The organism is Kitasatospora sp. MBT63 (assembly GCF_000710465.2).
Classification (GTDB): domain Bacteria; phylum Actinomycetota; class Actinomycetes; order Streptomycetales; family Streptomycetaceae; genus Kitasatospora.
The window spans coordinates 1-21,121 of the sequence record NZ_JAIZ01000012.1; the positions used below are offsets into that span (position 1 = coordinate 1).

Here is a 21,121-nt window from a genome sequence, read left to right on the forward strand (position 1 = left end):
GGGTGGGCGGGGCGCTGGGGAATGGTCGTTTTCACCGTGACGGTGGCGGTGACCGGTTGCGCCCCGCCCGCCGGCAGCTCGTTGACCTCCTCGGTGCCCATGACCTTCGCCGTGAGGTCTCGCCACCACTGCGGGTTGGGGTTGTGCGGCTGCTCGGGGGCCGCCGGCCGGGGCGCGGCGGGGGCATCGGTGATCTTGGCGAGGCCGGCGCGGTCCTGCGGGCTGAAGGGCGGGAAGTCGGGCCGCAGGGGCTGGTCGGCGGCGGGCACGACATGCGTCGGGACGATCACGCGGGTTTCGGGGGGCGTGCCGTCTCCTCCGTCGGAGGCACTCGGTGCGAGGGTCTGCTCGGTCATCGCGCCACGCTCCCGCCGAGGACATGGACGATCAGCGCGCTGAGCAGCACCCCGTAGATGGCGGCGGCCGTGAGGAACAGGGCGGAGGCGAGGTAGCGGAAGACCTCTGTGAACATGGCGTGGCCTTTCGGGTCGGGGCGGACGGGGCGTGGTCAGTGCAGGCGGGACAGGGCCGTGGCGACCAGGCCACCCAGTGCGAGCAGCAGGCCAAGACCGAAGCCGAGGCCGAAGCAGAGGACGAGGGGGTCGGTGCGCAGCCGGCCGGCGACGCCGGTCAGCTCGGCGGCGGCGACCGCGGCGATGCGCAGCCGCTCGGTGAGCCGGGTGGTCTGCCCCGCGGGACCGTCCTCGCCCTTCGGGCCGGCCGCGACGGGCACCGGCAGCCGGCGCGACTGCGGACCCACGGCGATGGCGACGGCCTGTTGGCGCTCGTCGACGGGACCGATGCGGACGTCGCCGTTGTCGGTGCGGCTGATGCGGATCTCGTGCGCGGGCATGGCGAAGCTCCGGTCGGCGGATGGCGGGTCGAGTGGTGGGACGGAGAGGCGGCGGGCCCCGCGCGCGGCCGGCGGATGCCCCGCTCCCCCATCCGGGGCCGGGCATCGTCCGCAGGGGCGGTAGGGCACCGCGAGAATCGGTATTCGTGCAGGTAGATCGGCTAGGGGGCGGGCTACCGCGACAGGTGTGCGGGCCCGGCGGGCGACTTCCGCAGTGGTCGGCCAGAAGTGGCCGGCCACCACGGGATGGGCCCGTCAGGCAGCTCGGGCCGGGTGCTTCGTGTCGGTTCGGGGCTGCGGCCGGGGCGGTTCGGCGGCCGTCGGGAGGGCCGCGTCGGAAGGCGTTTCCAGGAGCGTCTGCGCCTCGTCGTCGGCCTCCTGGCGGGCGCGGATCCAGTCCGATATCGGCCGGATCACCACCAGTCCCAGCAGGGTGGAGCCGCCGGCGAGCGCAGCCGAGACCAGAACTTGGCTCAGGGTCATCGCGGCATTTCCTAACTCTCAGTCATCAAATCTGGAGGTCGAGCGGCCAGCAGGAAGGCCGTGCCGGCCTGGAGCTGCCCTTCCGGACCGCCGCCGGCCGGAGCACGGGGGCGGCGGCCCAGAAGGGCGAGGTACCGGGAGCGGCGTCGCGGAAGTCCCGACGCCCAGGGCCGGAGCAGTCAAGCCGCGGCAGCCGCGGCACCCGCGTACTCCCTCTTCTTGGGCTGAGCAGGGAGCCGGTTGCCCGCCGCAGGTACGGCGGACGCCGAGTCCTGCGCCGGCGTGCTCTCCGCCTCGGTCTCGGCGGCCAGGGTGGGGGCCACCTCCATCGCGGCCTTCGCCTTGATCTGGCCGACGCCCAGAAGCTTCTTCACCTCCCGGATGCTCAGCGGCAGCTGCCCATCGGCGTCCAGGTACGGCACCAGCTTCCGGGCGCGGCTGAGGTCGTCCTCGCCGTCCTCCTCGGACTCGTCCCCGCTGTCCTCGCCCTCCGCCGCCGTACCCGTCGGCTGAGCCGTCGGGGCGGGCGTACCCGGGTGATCGACGCATGCGTGGCGGTCCGGCTCGTACACGCTGTCGGGGCCGGGCACGTACTCGTGCTCGACCTCCTCGGCGGGTACGGGCGCACCCGGCCGGGGCGCGCCCGTACCCGGCTCGGCGGCGGGCGTACCCGCGTCCTGGCCGGGTGCACCGGCCGTGACCTGCGAATTCATCCCGGGTACACCGTCAGCGGGCGTACCCGTACCCGGCACTGCGGGGGTCGGGTACACGCTCGTACCTGGCTGGGCCGTACCCGGGTACGCAGCTGTACCCGGCTGCGCCGTACTCGGGTACGCGCCCGTGCCGGGCTCCGCCGTACCCGAGTACGGCTCTTCGGCCGGCCGGGTACGACCCTCCGTACCCGGGTTCGTCGGCAGCGGCGTACCCGTACCCGGCTGTCCCGCCGCCAGGTACGAGGCGGGTACGGCCGGGTACGGCTTGTACTCGGGTACGGCCCCGCGGGTACCTGCGGTCGAGTCCTGCACCGGGGGTGTACCCGGGTGGGCACCCGTACCCGGCTCGGCCGTACCCGGACCCTCGCCGACGAACGACCGGAGTACGGTCTCCACCGCCGCACGCTTGCGGAAGTCGACCCCGGCGGTGTCGGGGGTGCGGACCAGGCGCTCGAGGTCGGCCAGGATGTGGGTCTGGTCAACAAGCGCGACTCGGGCCTGGGCAGCTTGCGCGCGACGGACCGCGCGGGTCCGCCCTCGGGCTGCGGACCCGCGCTGCGGCCCCGGTTCCTTGTCCTTGGACTGCTCGTCCATAAGCCGCACCCTGTACAACCGGGTGGCGGCGGTCTGGATACGGACCCGGCGGGTGGCGTCGGCCTGGGAGAGGTGTTCGTCGGCGGCCAGGGCGAGCGCCACCTTGATGCCCTCGATGGGGTGGAGCATCCGCACCATGCGGATGCGGCGGTCCAGCCAGTCGCCGGCCCGGCGGGCGAGCTCGCGGGCGGCGGTGCGCTCCTCCAGGCTGCCCAGCTCGAAGAGCAGCGCCGCGATGATTGGCCACGGCGCGCGGGCCACGGCCTCTCCGAGGGTCGCGCCCTCGGAGGCCGAGAAGGCGGAGGAGATGAGGGCGAACACCCATACCAGCGCACCGCTGATGCCGGGCGGCTGACCGGCGCGGGAGCGGCGCCGAGCACGGGCGCCGCAGATGTAGGCGGCGACGTCCAGGGCCACGAAGGGCAGCCAGTCGAACGGGGAGGACAGCCCGATCAGGTCGCGGCCCATCTTCCGCAGCCCGTTCGAGGACAGTCCAGCCGCGGCCGAGGCGACGGCGACGGTCCACAGGTCGTCGGAGCGCCGGCCGCGCGCGTCCGCGCGCAGGTTGCGCTCGGCGATCTGCTCGTCGGACATGGTCAGCTCGTCCTCGTAGGTCCGCTCCGCCTTGCGCCAGCGGTGCAGGATGAGCAGCGCGGTGGCGACGGCCACCAGGACCCCGGCGAGCAGATCGGTGTGCGAGGCCAGCCAGTGGGGGGACGGCAGTAGGGAGAGAGGGGTGGACATTTCTGGGTCTCCTGGTCGGGCCCGGTGGGCGGGAAGTACGGGACGCGGCCGACTCGGTGTGACTCGAATCGGCCGGCTGTCCAGCGGGGAGGGGGAAGCGCCCACCGGGTTCGGCTGGGCGGGTCGGAGCAGGCGCGGTGAGACCGTCGCCGAGGACGCCGCCGAGATGCAGGCGGACTCAGACCGGGAGGTGACTGCCGGTCAGGATGTGGTGGACCAGGCCGAGGCCGAGCCGCGCGGAGCCTGCACAGCCCTCGGCCCGGCGGTCGGTGAGCAGGAGGTAGGCCAGGTCGTCGAGGCGGTTGGTGAACCTGGACATCTCGGCGCTGGTGGCCGCTCCCGGCCGGGCACGGCCGGCACTCAGGAACGCCTGGAGACGCAAAAGCCGGGCCAGCCTGCCCAGCTGGACGAACACCGATCGCAGCTGGCCGTGCACGGAGACCACGGACTCGTTGGCGTCCAGGTCGGTGATCGCGCTGAGGAACCTCAGCGTTGCCGCCAGGACCTGTGCCCGAAGTCCCGGCCGCTCCAGCGCACGGCGGAGCAGCGCGGGGTCCGGCGGGTGCCGCTCGAAGTGCTGGGCGGCGGCCTGCGCGGCGTCGGCCAGACGCTCGGCGCGGAAGGTGGCGAACGGGGGCATCAGGTCCGGGCCCGGTTCCGGGCGGCGCGGCGCTTCATCGCACGACGCTCGTCCTCGCTCATGCCGCCCCAGACGCCGGCGTCCTGGTTGGTCTCCAGCGCCCTCTGCAGGCACTGCTCCATCACGGGGCAACGCCTGCAGACGGATCGGGCTTCCTCGATCTGGAGCAGGGCCGGGCCGGTGTTGCCGATCGGGAAGAACAGCTCGGGGTCCTCTTCGCGGCAGACAGCGCGGTGAATCCAGTGCATCGTCGTCTCTCCTTTCTTGGAACGGTGGGCCGGCCCGGTTGCCGGGCGGCGGTGACTCGGGTGAAGCCGTGGTCAGGTTCCGGGCGCGCAGCGGCCCGGGCAGGGCTTGAGGCGCTGGGCCTGGTGGGTGGACCGCTCGTCGCTCACCGCGGACCGTCGTCCTCGCGGACCGCAAGGTCGTCGAGCGCGGCGAACCGGCGCATCAGATCCGCCTCGAGCAGATCGAGAAGGGTGGGGTCGGCGGCCAGCACCGCGTCCTGCACCGGCGGGCATCCCTCGATCGGGACGTCGGCCGGGCAGCACAGACCCGCCAGGTGATCAGCGCGGGCCCGGTCGAGCGGCGACAACGGCGCCGGGGCGGTGCCGTCCACGAGCTCCGCCGGGTGGGGGTCGGGCAGGTAGACGCTGTCGGGCCCGGGCGCCTTCACCGTGACGGTGCCGGCCATGCAGGAGGCCCGGTAGGCCCATCGCCCGGCGCGGACGGCCAGCCAGAACTGCAGCCGGTCCGCCCTGTTGGCCAGGACGTGGAGGTGGAGGGCGTCCAGCAGGCCGGTGGCCCCGGAGGCGCCGAGCGCGAGAAGGGCGATGCCACCCTTCACGGCACGCAGCGAGCCGGTCAGGCCGCCGCGGAAGAAGCACGGCACCTGCGGTGCCGGGGAGAAGCCGTCCATACTGACTCCGTTCGGGCCTGCCCGGCCCCGCGGTGGGTAGCCGGGCCGGCGCCGGGTGTCGGTCGCAAGCACTGCGCCTGCGGAGGCCGGGTGATCCGGAACCCCCCAGAAGCCGTACGGAGAAGGGCGGTTGACGCCGTTCTCGGCTGCGGGTCCTGGGCAGCTCCGGAGCGAACTGCGACTCGGCCGCCGTCTCCCGTGCGGGAGGCGGCGGCCGAGTCGAACAGGTACTTCGGGTGGAACTTGGAGTGCGTGACGGCCGCGCCCCTGTGTCAGGGAGGCGTGACGGCCGCTTACCGCCCGGCCGAGGCCGGGACGATCTCGCCTGGATGGTGAGCGGGGAGGCGGGCCCCGCGGCCAAGGTTCGTGCATCGATCGACGGCTTGTTGATCACCTCGCAGCGGCGTCACGCTCGCGGCTGCGGGGTCTAACTCTTCTGCCACACTGTTGAGTTGAGAAGTAGGCGGGCACTTCCATGGAACGGCCCCCTCGGGCCGCCCTTCCGGGCGCGTCGTGGTGGTGCAGAGTGCTGAGGCCCTGACGGGCCCGTCGCACACTCCCGGCGCCGCTCTTCTGGCATGGCCATGACAGAGCGGTTCCGAGAGCGCACGCCGGGACGGCGTACTGCGGGTGGTGATCTACGAGGCGCGCTGCGCCTACTGCGCGCCGCTGCTCTGCGGTGCGGGCTCCGGCACGGGCTCCGGCTGCGTCGGAGCCTTCGACCAGGCCAGGAAGAGGTCGGCCTGCCGGGCCTGCTGCTCCTGCTGGGCTTCCACTACTGGTCGCCCCCCTCCGGCTCGGCGGACGAACCCTCCGACGAGCCGGAGTCCTCCGGGCCGCGGCCTCCGATGTAGCTGCGGAACTCGGGCTGGAGCGTCATCAGGCACCCCCGCCCTCGACCGTGTACGGGCCGCCGCAGTTGCGCATGGTGTACTGCTCGGCGCCGGGCTGGTTGTAGGGGCCCGGGGTGTACGCGAGCTGACCGAAGTCGGCGCTGCGCGGGTCGAGGATGACCGGGGCGGGCGCGGGGTGCACTCCTCGTGATTCTGCAGGCGGCGACTGGTGCATGATGTCCATGTGGATCTCTCCTCGCGAGTTGATTCCTGGAGACCTCGGTGACAGCTGCTCAGGCGGAGCCGAGGTCTCTTGCTTTTCAACTACTGCCGCGCTCCAGGCCGTCGGCCTACTGCTGCCTGACCTTTCGCATCTCGTCGATCGACCAGACCGGGATACGAATCCCCCCGCCGCGCCGGCCCGTCCCGCCCTCCTGCGGCGGCTCCGACCCCAGGCGTTTGTGCGCCAGCAGTCCGGCCTTGATGTAGCGGTAGATCGTGCAGGCGTGCACCCCGAGGAGCGTCGCAGCCTCCTGGACGGACACATCCGGTTGCGGCGCCGCGTGCTGGCGGACCGCGGACCGGCGTGCTCGCCCTCGGTGGCCGGCCAGACCGAAGCGAGCTCCGGAGCTGACCGCAACACTCCTCGCAGGCGAACGCCCAGGCGCCGAACGGGCGGCATCCATGTGCTTTCTCCCCTGCGTGGATTCCCAACACTCAAACCGTATTGCTTTTTGCGAAAAGCAGCAAGCTTCTCATTGGGTCTCCGTGCGCCTACCTGGGCTTAATCTGGAAACCAGCAAGGTGAGACGGCTAGGAGAGTGGGGGAGAGGCATGGGCGGAGCTGGGTGGACAAGCAGCTCATCGCGGTACGTGGGCGTTGAAGCCCCTGGTGAAGCGTGGGTGGAGGAGGCGGCCGAGGCCGGCCGCCGGGGGACCCACCGGATCGTGGGGGCCGGGGTGGTCGAAGCGCCCGACAGGGTCGCGTACCTCCTCGGCGTGCCGACCGGTTCGCCAGTTGGTGTCCGGCGCCGCGCGGTGGACCTCGACGGCGTGACCGTGGAGCTCACCGACTCGTTCTTCCAGTTCGACGTGGCCGACGGAACGGCGCTGATTCGGGCCGCCAAGATCAAGGGCGGCCCAGAGAAGCTGCTCCGCGAGGCCGGGATCGAGATGCCTTGCGTCGCCGAGGAGATCGAGGCGAGGCCGGCCATCCAGTCCGAGGTCGACCGGCTGCACCTGCCGGCCGACGTGTGGGTGCTCGTGATGCACAGGACCTGCGCAACGGCGGACGGCCGCCCGATCCAGGTGGACGTGGTGGTCGCCTCTGCCCTCCACCAGCGCTTCCGCTACGAGATGTACACCACCGGGGAGGCATTGTGACAACCGATCAGGGCCGGCCGAGGAAGGCGGATCGGGAGGACCCGCGCGCTGTTCACCAGCGCATCGCGGCCGACCTTCGCGACGAGATCCTCTCGGGCGAACTGCCGCGGGAGGCGCGGCTGCCCTCCACGGCTCTTCTCATCGACCGCTTCGGCGCGTCGAATGCGTCGGTCCAGAAGGCCGTGAACCTGCTGAAGGACGAGCACCTCGTGACGTCGCGCGCAGGGGCCAAAACCACGGTGACCTACAGACCGCGACGGATCGTGGTCCCCGCCGCCTACTCAGCCCCGGCGGCACCGGGCGAGACGTACCGCTGGATCTCGGAGGCGGAGAGTCAGGGCGAAGCGGCCACGATCGAGCTGCTATCCGTCGGGAAGGTGGCGGCTCCGCGGGAGGTCGCGGCCGCCTTCGGCATCGAGGCCGGGGAGCCGGTTGCCCGCCGGACCCAGCTGCTGCGCCTTGATGATCAGCCGGCCGAGCTGGTGCACTCCCACTACCCGCTGGCGATCGCGGAGGGAACTCCTCTCCTGGAGCCCCGGAAGATCCGGGGCGGCACACCGGCGCTTCTCGCGGCGATGGGCCATACGCCGGCGCCGGAAGGGACCGTCGATCGAATCTCTGCATGCATCCCGACCCAGGAGCAGTTCGTTGCCCTGCATCTGCCGGGAGAGCTGATCCCCGTGTTGCGAACCTTCCGGGTCGTGCGCAGCACCAAGGACGTGGTCATCGAGGTCACTGTCATGGCGAAGGCGGGCCACCTCTACGAGCTCCAGTACACGTTCTAGAGGGTCGCCTTGCTGCTTTTTGCGAATGGATGTACCGTCAGCCAGGCATGATCACGCCAGCGGTGGCGCGGCGACACACGCGCGAGAGGCCAAGCAAACGCATGGCGATTGCCGTGTGTGATGGGTTTAGGATCAGGATCCGGCCGTCGTGGCTGACTGGGAGTTGGAAGCCCCGGTCAGCTGGACAAGTCGGACAAAAAGAATAGGCCCCCTTGGGCCGCCGGCGGGGTTGGAAGTCCCGCACGATCGGCGGCCGGGGGCCAGAGTCGGGGGCCGTGTATCAGACGGCTCCGGGTGACTCGTCGCGGAACACCTACTAGAGGATGGTGTAGCGCTGTGAATCAGCGTACCTGGATTGTGGTCTCGGGGTGCAACAGCACCCGGCCGATGTCGCGCAGCGGAACGCCGCGCCCGGCCAGCCCGGTCCAACCTGTCCCCATGACTTCCCCGCTGAACGCCGCCCCGCGGCCTGTGGGGTTCACCACTGCGCGTGACGCCCGATCGGGACGTATCCGCGTGGAACAGCTCGCGCTCCGAGTCGCCAGAAGCGTGGGTTTCGCTGTAGCTGCCGAGCGCAGCCGGCCCGGTGCGGGGGTGTGGATGACCTAGCCCCTCTAGGGGCGGCGCCCAGCTCGCTGCTCCTCCCTTGCCGGGGAGGACTTCGCGCAGCGCCGCCCGGGAGCAATCCGGTTGTCAGCCGGCTCGCGCCCAGATCGTCCACGTGAGGGACCGCCCTGGCAGGGGCCCGTCGCCTCTCGCACTCTTATTCGGTTTCTTCCCAGGAACCGCGTCAGCCCGGTGAGGGCCTTTTGCGTGCTCTCGCCAAGAGGCGATGAACGAGGCCATCATGCAGCAAACGGCTGCCGTTTGCCACTTCGGCATGCCCAAAAGTCCGTGGAGCCGTTGCTTTTCGGACTCCCTCCTCGCGCCCATGCACCCTCGTGCGATGGCGCCGTCCGGTGCTGCCCGGTCAGCCGGACAAGGGCGTGGGCGGTGAGCACACCAGCACGCGCGTACGACGGACCGCCGGCTCAGGTTCCCCCACAGCGATCGGCCGGTCCGGCTCTGCAGCTGGTCCCTGGCCAAGGCCCCGAGGCACCCGCCCCGCACCCGCTCGTGCTGTCGCCGGTGATGCGGTCCCGGTTGAGCGCGGCAGTGCGAGCGCTGCTGGCATCTCCCGGTCTGAAGGAGCAGAACGACTCGGTCCGGCTGGCCGCGGTGGTGCTGATGGCCCGCACCCCGGTCACGACCGGCGTGGTGGAGATCCGCAAGGCGGAGCTGGGCCGCTGGTGCGGCACGGGCCGCGACAACATGAAGCACGTGCTGCGGGCACTGCGGGGCGCCGGCCTGCCCGGTGACGTCCAGCCGGTGGTGGCGAGCGTCCCCGGCGCTTCCGACGGAGCTGAGGACTCCCTGCGGCTGAAGGTCCTGCCGCTGTGGACCGCGATGTCGTCCACCGTGGGCCCGGCCGGGCGCTGCCCGGAGACGGGGAAGCGGGATCCGCTGGCCCTGAGCCAGCGGGAACTCGCGGTCCTCTTCCGCCTGGTCGAGCACCTCTTCGCACCGGGGTGGGCCTTCCGGGACGGCCGCGATCCGGTGGTGGGTCTGCTGGCCTCACGCACCGGTCGCGGAGCCAGCACCGATCGGCTCGCTCTGCTGCTGCTGGTGCTCTCGGCGTCAGCCCGGGGCCGGGTCCGGTTGTGCGGCGGCCGGGTGGACAGCCACGTCGGACGACCGGCGGTGACGCTTTCGCGGATGCTGGGCTGCTCTCCGGCTGGCGCAGCGCACGTCCTGGTCCGCCTGGAGGAAGCCTGTGTGCTGACCCGTCCGCTCCGTGGCGCGTCCGGGCTGCGCTCGCGTGCGCGGATCGTGATCCCGGCCGTGGCCGCCGCGCACCAGGCCGACAACGCCACCTCGTCGGCGGGCCCGGCGCTGCTGGCCCTGCGGTCCGTCCTAAAGCCCGCCGCCGCCCAGACGGAGGCGTCGTCCTGCACGAAGGCCGCGCAGCCGCCAGTGGCCCGAGAGTGGCCGTCTGCGGATCGCTGGTGGGAGTTCTGCGGCGAGCCCGTGCTCGAGGAGCCGCCGGTCGCCGATCCGGCCCTGGAGGACGGGTTCGACACCGACCTCGGCTTCGCCGGCAGCCCCGCCGCTGCTACCCCACCCGAGTTCGCCGCTGCTGTCCGGGAGAACGCCCAGGTCAGCGGCGCACCAGCGTACGAGAAGCCTGCTGTTGGAGACCTCGCGGCTGTTACCCCCCTTCACGCCTTGCACTCTCCGGTGGTTGAGGTGGGTGGTCTTGCTCGCGCTGTAGATGGCTTTTCCGGCGCGTGCGCCGTTGGGGCTGAGGATGTCCGGCCGGAGCGCGCGGGTGCGCGCGAGGGCGAGTCCCGTGACGCCGCGCCGCAGCTGGCCGTCGTGGAGAGTTCCGGCCACCCGCTTCGCGGGGAACAGCCGAATCTCGACTCGACCGGCCTTCAGCAGCGCAAGCGGACCCCTGGCCGGGGACGGCGGGGCCGGCACCTGCAGTCGGTCTCGCCGGTGGCTCCTCCTGCGGACCTTGCGCAGGCCCTCCTGCCGGTTCTTCCGGTCTGGGAACGGCTCGACCGGTCGTATCTGCGCGACCAGGTGGTGGTCGAAGCGCGGAAGGCCCTCGGACGGATCGCCCTGTGGTCCGGCTCCAGCCTGGCCGTCGACCTGCTGGCCGACCGGCTCAAGGACCGGCTCCACCAGCAGGGTGGTCCCGCGATGGTCACCAACCCGTTCGGCTGGCTGATTCGCAAGGGCCTGACACAGCGCCAGATCTGCGGCTCCGCGAGCTGCGACGACGGCATCGACTTGACCTGGGGAGCCGACTGCGCGAGCTGCGACGGCCGCCTGGCCGACCGGCGCTCGCTCCGCCGCGCCCTGATCGCCCAGGTCGTCGCGTCCACTCCCGACGCCACCTTCGAGGACCGCGGGCCCGCGATCGACGCGCATCTGCGCCGGCACGCCGAGCTGCGGGCGGCCGACCTGGCTGCGGCTCTGGAGCGGGCCGAAGCAGACCGGAAGCGCTCCGAGGAGCGTCAGGCCCAGCGGGCGGCGCAGCGGCTGGCGGCGGAGCTGGAGCGGCAGGCCATGCCGTGCTCGCGGTGCGGCGCGCAGCAGTCGGCCGGGCTGTGCACCGGCTGCTCAGCTCAGCTCGCCGCTCGGGCGGCGCTGGCCGAGGCGGTCGACCTGGAGCTGGCCGGCGGTGCGGACCTGTCCGACAGGGCGAGCGTGCGGGAGGTGATCGCCCGGGCCCGGAAGAACCTGGATTCGGCGATCCGGCGGGAGCGGGCGACCAACGGGCTCGGTGCGGATGCAAGCACTGCGGCGCTGGCCCTGAGCGACATGGTGACGGCCCAGAACTGCGCGGGCACCGCCCGGACGTGGGCCCTGCGCGAGCTGGCCCGCAACCCCCAGGCGACGGAGGAAGGGCAGCTGGCGTACGACGCCGTGATGCGCACGGCCCACCGGTACGACAGCCGCGCCGCCGCCAAGCGCGAGGCCGTGGTGCAGGGGAGGGCCGCGATCCGCCGCACCGCCGAGTTCCTCCTGGACCGGCGGCTGGAAAGGGTCGCGAAGCTGCGCGAGCACGGACGCCCGGTGCAGCCTGCGGCACTGAGCCGTCGGGCGGTTGGTGAGGCCCTGGCCGCTGCCGAATCCGGGGGGTGAGCGTGCCGTCCAGGCGGCCCCGCGGTTCGGGGCAGACGCCTGCCGTGCGCAGGCCTGAGTGGGCGGCCTCTTCTCGGAGACGAACTGGTCGACCTCGAAGAACCGCCTCTGCCCGCCTGTTGGGGCTGGAAGACTGTCCCCCGCGGCGGAGTGGAGCCGGCCGGGGGAGAGGATCGCCAGTGGAAGCGGAACGCTTGGGCCACCATGTCGTCGACGGTGTCGCCTTGGACGTCCCTGCAACGGCGGAGGCGTTCAAGCGCCGGTTCGAGGAAGCCTTCGACCGACGCCAGCTCCACGTGGTCGTCGCGCTGGCCGGGGTGACCGGGCTGCTCGTTGTCATCGGGCAGTGGGTCGACCTGCTCGTCTTCCCGGCTCTCCTCGCCTTCGCTCTCCTGGTGATCGTCGTCGTCGGGATCGGCCAGCAGCGCATCCTCGCCCGTGGCGAGCGGAGCATCCTCGCCGGCCATCCCTGGCAGGTCTGGCCGTGCCGCGTGCAGGCGCTCACCCGGGCGGAGGCCCAGGCACTGCCCGGCCGTAAGCGGACCGGCACCACCGCGGTCCGCTTACACCTCCTCGCCCGCAACGGGGCTGTGGTGCGGTCGGGCAAGACCCGCCTTCCCACCAAGCTCTACAAAGCTATGACCGACGGCGTCGGCACGGTGTGGATCTGCGGCGACCTGCGGCAGTCGTACCTCGTCGCTGCTCCCGGTGGTACCGACTGGGCCTATTGCCACCCCGACGCTCCGCCGGCCAGCAAGGTCCACATCACCATCCGCATCTGATCGGACGTCGTTGCCCGGTTGCCGTCCTCACGGCCTTCCAGGAGCACCGTCGACGGTCAGGTCACCGTGTCCCGTCGCTCCACGGACTCCCAAGCTGTCGCTTCAGCTTCCACCGTCCCCACCACGGCAACGCGGCCCACCGCTCTCGGGCGACTCGCCACCCATCGTCCGTCAGGGCCATGGCCACAGTCCTGGTTCGTGGTTGAACATCGACGGCACCTTGAACCAGCGCGGCACCGCTCTCGTCGAGGATCTGGAACCCGTAGGCCGGGTCGTCGACGCGTACCGTGCGCCATCCGGTCGGCACGAACCAGGCCGCCAGGCCAACATCCATGGTGAAAGCGTTGCCACCGAGAAGGTTCAGCTCAAGACCGAGGAGTGCGTAGGTGCTCAGCTGCTCGGCGGGGCCGATGCCGATGGGAAGGAGTGGCTGCTCGAAGATCGCCCGGTAGATCCGGGTCTGGATCATCGCCCACTCTCGGTCTGTGACGAACGGCTTGACGGTGTCCCAGCCTTCCCCTCCCATGTCAAAGCCGAGCCTGACCTCTTGACCGTCCACCGCTGGCTCCTCCCCCGTCGGACCTGACCCGCTGGTCCCGCAGCTCAGGGCCGAGCCGCGGGGCTTCGCCCCTTGGTGCGGGGCGGTCAGCGAAGCAGACGCAAGGCTACCTGGGCCGCAGAACACCCGAGTTGCTCTCTCACTGCGGTGTCCTCGGCCCGCCGGACACCGTGCGGACCAGGTCGACGTCGCCGACGCCGGCGAGTGCGCCCTCCTCGAAGAGCATGTCTCGCCCGGCGCCGACTACGCCCTCATCACCCATGTCCGCCTGCCGGCGTCCCCCGGCCCCCGGCGCAGCGCCCTGCATCACTACTTCGCTGTCCCCTCCGCCCTCTGGGCTCCCCGTCGACGACTGGCTCGCCGCCCAGAGCCGACCTGCTCTCGGCCCGGCCTACTGGCACATGGGGACGCCGCCGACCGGACGGCCGCTGCGCACCAGCAGGGTGAGGGGCCGTTTCGGGTGGTCTTCGCCGAGGGTGCCCTCGTTCGGCTGCTCCGACTCCAGCGGCACGCCGGAGTCGGAGGCGTACGCCCAGGGCCAGCCGCGCTCCTCGTCCTCGGCGCTGGCACGGACGTAGAGTCCGCCCTCACCGTCGAGCACCAGGTCACCCGGCCGGAAGCCGCCTTCGCCGCCGGTGCCGCCGGTCCCGTGGAACTCCATGACCCGCTGGGCAAGCTGCAGTTCGGCCAGCCACGCGGCGTACCGAGCGGTGTGGAGCTGGTCAGTGGCCGGGTCGCCGAGCGGGATCTCGTCGGTGGCCCGGGTGACGACGGCGTTCGCCTGCGCGAGCCGCTGCCGCTCCAGAACGAGGCGGCCGTCGTAGTACCAGCTGGGAGGTTTCGGCATGGAGCCCATACTGGCAGGTCCGTCCGACAGCCCGTCCCACAGGCGTGCAACCCGGGCCGGGGAGCGGCGAGCGGAGCGGCGTGTCGGCAGCAGCTCTGGTGGCGGGCGTCCGGTGGGCTGCCGGTCATCGGATGAGGTCGGCGGTGATGTCGCCGGCGTTGACGAGCGCCTCTCGCAGCTCGGTGACTTCCGGGTGCTGGCCGGGGCTCGCGGCAGCGGCTGCGAGAGCGGCACGGGCGTGGCCGCGGACGTCGCGGTCGTCGGAGGGGTCGGTGGGGTGGGCCACGAGGAGGGCCAGCAGGGCGGGGGCTGCTGGGTCGTGCGAGAGACGGGCGGCCCGTTCGGCGACCTCCACCGGATGGCGCAGCTGAGGACTGTGCTGGGCGGTTTCGAGGGTGAGCGGTAGCCAGACGGTGTTGTCGAGTGCGGTGTCGGTCGCGAAGGCTCCGGCGCCGGAGAGGCTGCCGGCGGGCAGGTCGGCGGCGAGGGCTTGGCGCCAGAGGCCGAGGGCCCGGCCGGACCAGTCGGCGGGTGCGGTGGCGCGCTGCTGTTGGAAGGCCGTGCGCTCGAGGAGAAGGGCGACGGCGGCGGGACCACCGGGGTGGCCGGCGAGGTCGGTGAGGAGGGCGCTCGTGTCACCGAGTCGGGCGGGGTCGTCGAGGAGGGTGAGCGCGGTGTGGGTGAGGCTGGAGCCGCCGGTGGCTCGCAGGTGCTGCAGGAGTTGGGGCCGGTTGAGGTCTGCGAGCAGCGGCGGGTGGGCCGGGCCCCAGTGGAGCCAGGCCGCGGCGGGACTGGCTTGGCCTTCGGGCAGGGTCAGCAGGGTGTCGGCGTGGTCGCGGACCCACTGGGTGGCTGCGCTGTGGAGGAAGGGGAGGTGAGGGGCGAAGGCGTGGGCGGTTCGCTCGTCGGTTCCCGTCGCGGTGAGGACGTCGTGGAGCTGTTCCAGGAGGCCGTTGGGGAGGGTGCCGGTGTCGGCGTGGTGGCTGCTGGCGTGGTTGAGGAGGCAGTTGAGCGCCCGGCTGACCAAATCGATGGCGGCCGGGGTGTCCTGGCTTGTGCCGGCGGCTGCGGGGTGGGTGAGGGCGTCGGTGCGTTCGCGCAGGTGGGCGAGGGCGGGAGTGAGCTCGTCGTCGTCGGTGTGCCCGCGCTCCCAGGCGATGTTGAGGAGGTCGATCAGGGTGTGTTCGGCGTTTCGCCGCGGCCCGGCTTCGGCATTCGTGGCGGCCAGTGCCTGGAGCGTGGTGAGCGCGGCTGCGGCGGCGCTCGCTGCGGCGCCGTCGGTGAGGACGCCTGGGGCACGGTGGGTGTCGGCCGCGGCCGACAGGTAGACGGTGGTGAGTGCGGGGTTGCCGAGCGCCTGGGTGACGGCCGCCGGGTCGGTCGTCCAGGCCGCCGGGTCGGCCTCGACGAGCTGGCGCAGCGTCAGGAGGTAGGGCTGGCCGTCCGCGTCGGCGGCGGCGGTGATCTGCCGGGCGGCGGCGAGGGGCCCGGCGGCGGACGCGGTGGCGGCGAGGACGTCGACGGTGAGGTCGGGTTGCGGCACTGCGCTGATGGTGACGAAGTCCTCGGCCTGGCGAGGATCGCGGGGCCCGGCCGGGGCGATGGTCCGCAGGATGGCGAGGACGTCCGACCAGGGTGCCAGGGTCTGGGCCGGCAGGACGGGGGACCAGTCCCAGACGGTGAGCCAGTCGGCCGGGGGCCGCTCGCCGGCCTCCAGTGCTGCGCGTCCGCGGGCGAGCTCCGCGCTGGTGGGGGCGGTGCCGAGCGCGGCGGCCACGCTCTCGTGCAGGCCCTGGACGTGCTGGGCGGGGCAGGTGCGCAGGGTGAGGTCGACCAGCTGAGCGTTCTCCGCCGGCGGCCGCTCGGTGATCGCGCGGGGGACGAGGTCGAGCGCGGCCTGCCACCAGTTGCCGTCCGTGGCCGGGTGCTGCTCGTCCGGGGTTCGGCACTCGACCAGGTGAGCGGCCAGGATCCGGTCTTGGAGGGCAGGGTCCGCAGAGGCGAGCTTGGCGGCCCACATCTTGGTGCGCTCGGTCAGGGTGACCCCGGCTCTCGCGTCGGCTGCAGCGAGGTCGAGCAGGGCCCGGACCAGGCGCGGCCCGGGGCTGGGCGCCGGCTCGTCCAGCCGGACGTCGAAGAAGGCCTGATGGAACAGGATGGGCCGGACCTCTGGGGCGGTGGCGGCGATCTCGCGGGCAAGCAGGATCGCGGCGACGGTCCGCAGAAGCCGCACGTCCGGGTGGGGCTGCGCCGGTCCCTCATCGGTGGACCGGTAGGCGCTGCGGGTCAGGGCCTTCAGCAGTCGGCCGACCTGGTGGTCGGGCAGTTGGAGATCGTGGATCTCCTTGATGACCTGCTCTCGGTCGTCGAAGTGCAGGGTGGTGTCGTAGGCGGACCAGAGGTGGATGTCCTGGACGTCCTGGTGGCCGGTGATCGCGTGCTTGATCAGCTTCTCGACGGTGAGGATCCAGGTCCGGTCCCGGTCGGCCGGGACGACGGCGAGCGCCCAGTTCCCGGCGGCGGCCAGCAGCGGCCCCGGGGTGTCGGGGCGTGCGAGGAGCGCTTCCACCAGCACGGCGGTCTCGGTGTTCAGGGCTGCGCCGATGCGTCCGGCCAGGGACAGCCAGCGGACCTGGGCGTCGGGACCGCACGCGGTGACCCGGACCGCGCGCGGGCGCAGCCACGCGGCGGCGGCCGCGGGGTCCTCGGTCGTGAGGTGCCACAGGAAGGGCCAGGCCGGCCAGGTGCCGGTACCGGGCTCGGGCAGCAGCCAGATCTCGTCGAGCAGGTCGAGCCAGGCAGCGCTGGGTTGCGCCTGGAAGAAGTAGGTCATCGCGCGCGGGTCGGCCCAGCCGTTGACCTCGGCGGCGTCGGCGGCGGTCGGGGTAGGGAGGGCGGTGAGTTCGAGGACGCGCTGGGCTCGGGCGGTCAGCGGCACGAACACCTCGCGAACGGCGGCGAGGGCCTGGTGGTAGAGGTCGGCGCACCGCTGGGTCTGCGCGCCGTCGCCTTGGCCGTGGATGAGTGCGGAGGTGTCGTTGTAGAGCTGGCCCCACACGTCGACGGCCTCTTCCTGGCCGGGGCCCAGCCGCTGGCCGGTGAGGCGTTCGGTGAGCCGCATTGCCTGCCGGCGGCGCTGTCCGCCGGGCCGGTTCACCTCCTTCTGGAGGACGTCGACGGCGTCGAGCAGTGCGGCCTTGCGCTGGGGCCGGGATGCGGTGTCGGCGTCCAGGCCGGCGGAGACCGCGTCGATGACGTCCTTCGCCGCCGCCTTGATGCCGAAGGCGTTCGGGTCCTTGGCAAGGTAGAGCAGGGACTCGACCGCGCCCCGCACGCATGCCGCGGCGACCTGTGCCGGGCGCTCCAGGGTGGTGTCGCCGAGCACCCTGCGGGCGTCCCGGAACAGCGCGAGTGCGAGGTCACCTTCGTGGCCTTGCGCGGTCAGGGCCAGCGCGATGTCGTCCGGCACCTCCTCGACCGGCGGGGTGGACTCGGGTGCGTGGGTGGTGGCCTCGGTCACAGGCGCCACCGTAGTGGTGCGGGGTGCTCCGTCTCCACCTCTCGGTTTGGCAGCGGCGCCCCTGCGGCCCCGCCTCGGGCAAGAGGGGCACCCAGGATCTGAAGGCTCCTCTTCGCGTGCTCGGGCTCTGGGAACGGCCCGCGTGTCAGCGACGCCGCGGGCTGGGCGCCCACGCCACAGTTCGGGGCGGCGGCGGCCGCCGGTGCTCCCAATTCGTTCCCGGCCTGACGGCAGGCTGTGGAATCCTGCCCCGACCAGCACCACGAGGGGGAGCAATGCCGCATCAGCCACCGAATCGCACCGTCAGGCAGGACGGCGCTGTGCTGTTGCTCGCGTCGGTCTGCGGAATCGCCTTCGCGGCGGCAGCTGCCGGCGTCACCGCGAAGTCGCGACTGCTCTACCACGGTCCGGCGCAGGCCGGGCTTCTCGTCCTGGCCGTCGCCGGTGTGGGCTGGGTCTGCGGGTGGTGGGCGTTCCGGGCGCTGGGATTTCGTCGGCGCGCTCTCTCCGTTCGGCTCACGGTGACCGCCCTGGTGGTCGCCGTCGCCGCGGTGTGGGGCAGCACCGCCGTCGCCGCGGAGATCTGGAAGACGCCCTGGCAGCGGTATCTGGACGAGGTCGGCGGTCCGGGTGCGTGCCTGGCCGGAACGCCGTACGGCGAACGGCATGCCTCGGCCATCGTCTATCCCGCGCCCAACGCTTCCGGCCCGATGGAGGTCTGGCCCGGCAAGGGCGCCACGGCCGTCCTCCGGCTGGACTTCGATCGCGGGGAACCCACCGGCTCACCCCCGCTGACGATGCGTCCCGGGGTCTCATGACCGACTACAGCTGCCGCTGACTCGGCGCCAGCCCTAGGGATCGGGACGGGAACGGGGGCACCGGCACGATGCCGGTGCCCCCGTTCCCGTCCCTGACCGGGTCCTTCGGCGGAACGCTCTCAACGACGGTGCCGCGGGCGAAGGCCTGTGCGATGTCGTCCGGCACCACCTCGACCGGCTTGGCGGGCTCGGGTAAGGGGATGGTGTCCCCTGCGGAGCTCCTGCTGTGGATCGGCCGTACGCAGCGGCCGGCGCTCCGAGTCCGGGTGGGGCGCCGTTCGTCCCACCTCAGGCATGTGAGGAGGGGCACCCAGATCCTGGGTGCCCCTCCTCACATGCCCGGATTCCGGGAACAGCCCAGGTCTCAACGAAGCACCGGCTCGAGGTCGGCGCCGTCCTCGGTCAGTTCGTCCTGGGTAGCACTGACCTCGATCGCGCCGTGCACTTCTACGAACTGCCCGAGCAGGCGCCGGCCGTGGGCCGGGCTGTAGCCGGCCTGGCGGGCGAGCTCGGCTCCGGAGAGCTTCCTGCCCTCCCTCTTGTACTCCAGGTAGATGCGTTCGGCGCGCTTCTGCTGGTCCTCGCTCGGCTCGGCACCCGGGTCGAACAGAGCCGGGTCTGCGTCCGGCCCCGTCGCGGCGAGGTGGGCCTCATCGGCCGCCTCGGCCTCCCGAACCAACTTCGGCTCGCGGCCCGGGCCGTCCTGCTGCCGGACGGGCTCGGGGGTGTGAGCAGCGGCCAGGGGTGCTGCCGGAGTGTTCTGCTCCTCCTCGCGTCCGGCTGCTTCCGGCAGCGGGGCCGGGTCGGGCTTCGGGTGCACGTCAGGGGCAGGTGCGGCTGTGGCCCAGGCGTGCCCGTCGGCTTCCGGGGCGATGGGAGCAGCGACCGGAGCGACCGGAGCTCGCACCGTGTTGTCGGCGGTGTGGGCGGTCGGCAGGATCGGCAGGTTGATGTGGGGCAGTGGGTCGACCCTCGGCATGCCCGCCGCGGCCGTGGCGGCAGGAACCTCGATGGCGGTGGTGGGAAGCTCGGCCGGGTCCGCGGGCGGCTCCGGGGTGGCCGGAGCGGGCTCTTGCGCGGTGATCGTCGGTGCTGCGGGGGCGGGCTCGGGGACTCGCTCGAGGGCAGGGGCCGGATCAGGTTTGGTGAGAGGAGGCGTCCGGGGGATGCCGATCACGGGTCCGGCCAGCGCCTCGGCGTCGATCGGCACCCCGGCGCGCAGGGCGCGCAGCGGCTTCAGGGCGTCACGGCCGGCCAGGCGGCGCCATCGGGGTCCGTGCTCGTCGCGCAGCTCCATCCGCAGCAGTTGGGCCTGCTGGTCCAGGCGCAGCGCGGTCTGGAAGTCGGGGATCTCCCACAGGACCATGCGGCGCCAGATGCGGAAGGTGGAGCGGGGCGCGATGACCCAGCGGGGGAGGCGGATGGAGTCGAGGCGGCGGCGGTCGGCCAGCTTGTTGATCTTCGCAAGTGCGCCGCGGCATGCTTCGACAACCGCGATGAACAGGAGCGGGATCGCGGCGTGCATGGCCGAGCCGAGGAGGTCGGGCCAGGCTGCTGCGGCGTTGAAGACGATGGTGGCGCCGGTGAGAACCCAGGCGACGTAGCGCAGCCACGGGGAGCCGAGCCGGATCGAGGTGAGGAAAAGGTCGAAGGCGAGCAGGACGACGATGCCGACGTCGATGCCGATCGGGAAGGCGGGTGCGAAGTTGCCGAAGCCCTTCTCGCGCGCGAGTTCCTTGACGGACTGGTAGGAGCCCCAGAAGCCGATGCCCGCGATGATGGTGGCACCGAAGCCGATGACGCCCAGCGTGGCCTTGCGGCCCTTTGTCCATGCGACGGCTGACGACGACATGTCGGGCCCTCCCCTGTTGCGTCCGCTGGTACGCGGGCCGGCCCCCGCTGCGGACGTGGCGTGCTCGATCGCCGGTCGGTCCTGGTGCTCGTCGTGGTGACGGGCACCCGCTCCTAGCGCTCCCACGGCCGTCTCCCCCGTTCCCCTGGTCTGTCGGGCGCCGTGGCGCCCCTTCATGACCTAGAGGCCGGATTCTGTCCCACCGTGTGACGTTCGGCCCGGTCATTTTTTCGGACCTCGGTCGTGTGAACGTTTCGAGGGGAGCAGTGTATGTACTCTGCCGCTCGGTACAGCCGGGGCCCCAGGCCAACAGGGCGGCACCGGCAGATACCGTTCGTACACCCGACCGCCTGTCCCAAGCAGGGAGCACCACTGATGGCCTCCTCCACCGCCCTCGTCACCGCCGCCGTGGCCGGCGCCGCGGCCGGGTGGGGCCTGCGCCCCGCGATCGCGCGCTTCGCGGTCCCGGCCGACCAGCCCTGGGCCAGCGCGTGCAGGGGATGCGGCACGCCGTTGTCCTGGCGGTCGGGGCCGGCGCTGTCACCGCGGGGGCGGTGCAGCTGCGGGGCACGACCGGGCGCTCCGGCCCTGGTGCCGGAGGTGCTGGCGGCGCTCGCGTTCACCGCGCTGGTCGCCGTGCTGGGCATCGGCCCCGCCCTGTGGCCGGCCCTGTGGCTGGCGACGTGCGGCACCGCGCTGGCGGTCGTCGACGCCCTGGTCCACCGGCTGCCCGATCCGCTGACCGCCACCACTGCCGTCGGCACGGCGGTGCTCCTGGCCATGCTGTCGCTCACCTCGCATACGGCCGCTCCGCTCCTGCGGGCGGCGGTGGGCGCGGTGGTGCTCGGCGCGCTGTACCTGGCGATGGCGATCGCCACTCCGCTCGGGCTCGGGGACGCCAAGCTCGCGCCGATCATCGGAGCGATCCTGGCCTGGTACGGATGGAAGGTCTTCGTGCACGGCAGCGCGGCAGCGATCTTCCTCGTCGGCCTGTACGCGGCCGTGCTGCTGCTGGTGCTGCGCCGGGGCCGCCGCGACGACCTCTCGTTCGGACCCTTCATGATCGGCGGGGCGCTCCTGGCCATCGCCCTCGACATGTAGGA

At 72.3% G+C, this 21,121-nt stretch carries 20 protein-coding genes; 6 read left to right on the plus strand and 14 right to left on the minus strand.

The window, feature by feature from the left end; all coding sequences use genetic code 11:
• From AA75_RS00860 to AA75_RS53370, 9 genes are all read right to left on the minus strand, one after another.
• Positions 1–356, minus strand: a 356-nt coding sequence (locus tag AA75_RS00860) for a hypothetical protein (protein WP_033817704.1), incomplete at its 3' end; no start/stop codon positions are given.
• A gap of 152 nt (positions 357–508) precedes the next feature.
• Positions 509–853 (minus strand): hypothetical protein, encoded by a 345-nt coding sequence (locus tag AA75_RS00865; protein WP_033817705.1) that lies wholly within the window; start codon positions 851–853, stop codon positions 509–511.
• 255 nt (positions 854–1,108) lie between these two features.
• On the minus strand, positions 1,109–1,336 hold the full coding sequence (locus tag AA75_RS00870; protein ID WP_033817706.1) for a hypothetical protein: 228 nt from the start codon (positions 1,334–1,336) through the stop codon (positions 1,109–1,111).
• Between the two features lie 179 nt (positions 1,337–1,515).
• Positions 1,516–3,387: a hypothetical protein gene (locus AA75_RS00875; protein ID WP_033817707.1), complete on the minus strand. Its 1,872-nt coding sequence runs from the start codon at positions 3,385–3,387 to the stop codon at positions 1,516–1,518.
• A 178-nt stretch (positions 3,388–3,565) separates the two neighbouring features.
• Entirely contained in the window at positions 3,566–4,027 is a 462-nt protein-coding gene (locus tag AA75_RS00880; protein WP_033817708.1) for a hypothetical protein, read from the minus strand.
• The gene (locus AA75_RS00885) at positions 4,027–4,275 is read right to left on the minus strand and encodes a WhiB family transcriptional regulator (protein WP_033817709.1); all 249 of its coding nucleotides are present in this window, start codon (positions 4,273–4,275) and stop codon (positions 4,027–4,029) included. The genes AA75_RS00880 and AA75_RS00885 overlap by 1 nt, the downstream gene beginning before the upstream one ends.
• 143 nt (positions 4,276–4,418) lie before the next feature.
• Positions 4,419–4,946: a hypothetical protein gene (locus tag AA75_RS00890; RefSeq protein WP_033817710.1), complete on the minus strand. Its 528-nt coding sequence runs from the start codon at positions 4,944–4,946 to the stop codon at positions 4,419–4,421.
• A gap of 879 nt (positions 4,947–5,825) precedes the next feature.
• Complete coding sequence (locus AA75_RS46915) at positions 5,826–6,023, minus strand: hypothetical protein (RefSeq protein ID WP_149037867.1); 198 nt, start codon at positions 6,021–6,023, stop codon at positions 5,826–5,828.
• Between the two features lie 106 nt (positions 6,024–6,129).
• Positions 6,130–6,465 (minus strand): helix-turn-helix domain-containing protein, encoded by a 336-nt coding sequence (locus tag AA75_RS53370; RefSeq protein WP_082526144.1) that lies wholly within the window; start codon positions 6,463–6,465, stop codon positions 6,130–6,132.
• A 148-nt stretch (positions 6,466–6,613) separates the two neighbouring features.
• On the opposite strand from AA75_RS53370, the gene AA75_RS48895 reads away from it, so the two are divergent.
• From AA75_RS48895 to AA75_RS00915, 4 genes are all read left to right on the plus strand, one after another.
• Positions 6,614–7,162 (plus strand): UTRA domain-containing protein, encoded by a 549-nt coding sequence (locus AA75_RS48895; protein WP_033817712.1) that lies wholly within the window; start codon positions 6,614–6,616, stop codon positions 7,160–7,162.
• Positions 7,159–7,947, plus strand: coding sequence for a GntR family transcriptional regulator (locus AA75_RS00905; RefSeq protein WP_033817713.1), 789 nt, complete (start codon positions 7,159–7,161; stop codon positions 7,945–7,947). The genes AA75_RS48895 and AA75_RS00905 overlap by 4 nt, the downstream gene beginning before the upstream one ends.
• Before the next feature lie 1,155 nt (positions 7,948–9,102).
• Positions 9,103–11,640 carry a hypothetical protein gene (locus AA75_RS00910; protein ID WP_033817714.1) on the plus strand — a complete coding sequence of 846 codons (2,538 nt, stop codon included), beginning with the start codon at positions 9,103–9,105 and terminating at the stop codon, positions 11,638–11,640.
• A gap of 224 nt (positions 11,641–11,864) precedes the next feature.
• On the plus strand, positions 11,865–12,422 hold the full coding sequence (locus AA75_RS00915) for a hypothetical protein (protein ID WP_149037869.1): 558 nt from the start codon (positions 11,865–11,867) through the stop codon (positions 12,420–12,422).
• Between the two features lie 61 nt (positions 12,423–12,483).
• Here the strand turns inward: AA75_RS00915 and AA75_RS00920 are convergent, their stop codons facing one another.
• The 4 genes from AA75_RS00920 to AA75_RS00930 form a co-directional block, all read right to left on the minus strand.
• On the minus strand, positions 12,484–12,981 hold the full coding sequence (locus AA75_RS00920) for a hypothetical protein (RefSeq protein ID WP_033817716.1): 498 nt from the start codon (positions 12,979–12,981) through the stop codon (positions 12,484–12,486).
• A gap of 139 nt (positions 12,982–13,120) precedes the next feature.
• Positions 13,121–13,243: a hypothetical protein gene (locus tag AA75_RS53375; protein WP_255369481.1), complete on the minus strand. Its 123-nt coding sequence runs from the start codon at positions 13,241–13,243 to the stop codon at positions 13,121–13,123.
• Between the two features lie 129 nt (positions 13,244–13,372).
• Positions 13,373–13,828, minus strand: a complete 456-nt coding sequence (locus tag AA75_RS00925) for a hypothetical protein (RefSeq protein ID WP_149037870.1) — start codon at positions 13,826–13,828, stop codon at positions 13,373–13,375.
• Between the two features lie 124 nt (positions 13,829–13,952).
• Positions 13,953–17,348: a hypothetical protein gene (locus AA75_RS00930; RefSeq protein ID WP_033817718.1), complete on the minus strand. Its 3,396-nt coding sequence runs from the start codon at positions 17,346–17,348 to the stop codon at positions 13,953–13,955.
• A 320-nt stretch (positions 17,349–17,668) separates the two neighbouring features.
• On the opposite strand from AA75_RS00930, the gene AA75_RS00935 reads away from it, so the two are divergent.
• On the plus strand, positions 17,669–18,166 hold the full coding sequence (locus AA75_RS00935) for a hypothetical protein (RefSeq protein WP_033817719.1): 498 nt from the start codon (positions 17,669–17,671) through the stop codon (positions 18,164–18,166).
• A gap of 364 nt (positions 18,167–18,530) precedes the next feature.
• Here the strand turns inward: AA75_RS00935 and AA75_RS00945 are convergent, their stop codons facing one another.
• Positions 18,531–20,018, minus strand: a complete 1,488-nt coding sequence (locus AA75_RS00945; RefSeq protein WP_051811494.1) for a DUF2637 domain-containing protein — start codon at positions 20,016–20,018, stop codon at positions 18,531–18,533.
• 375 nt (positions 20,019–20,393) lie between these two features.
• On the opposite strand from AA75_RS00945, the gene AA75_RS00950 reads away from it, so the two are divergent.
• Entirely contained in the window at positions 20,394–21,119 is a 726-nt protein-coding gene (locus tag AA75_RS00950) for a prepilin peptidase (protein ID WP_033817721.1), read from the plus strand.
• The last annotated feature ends 2 nt before the right edge of the window (positions 21,120–21,121 follow it).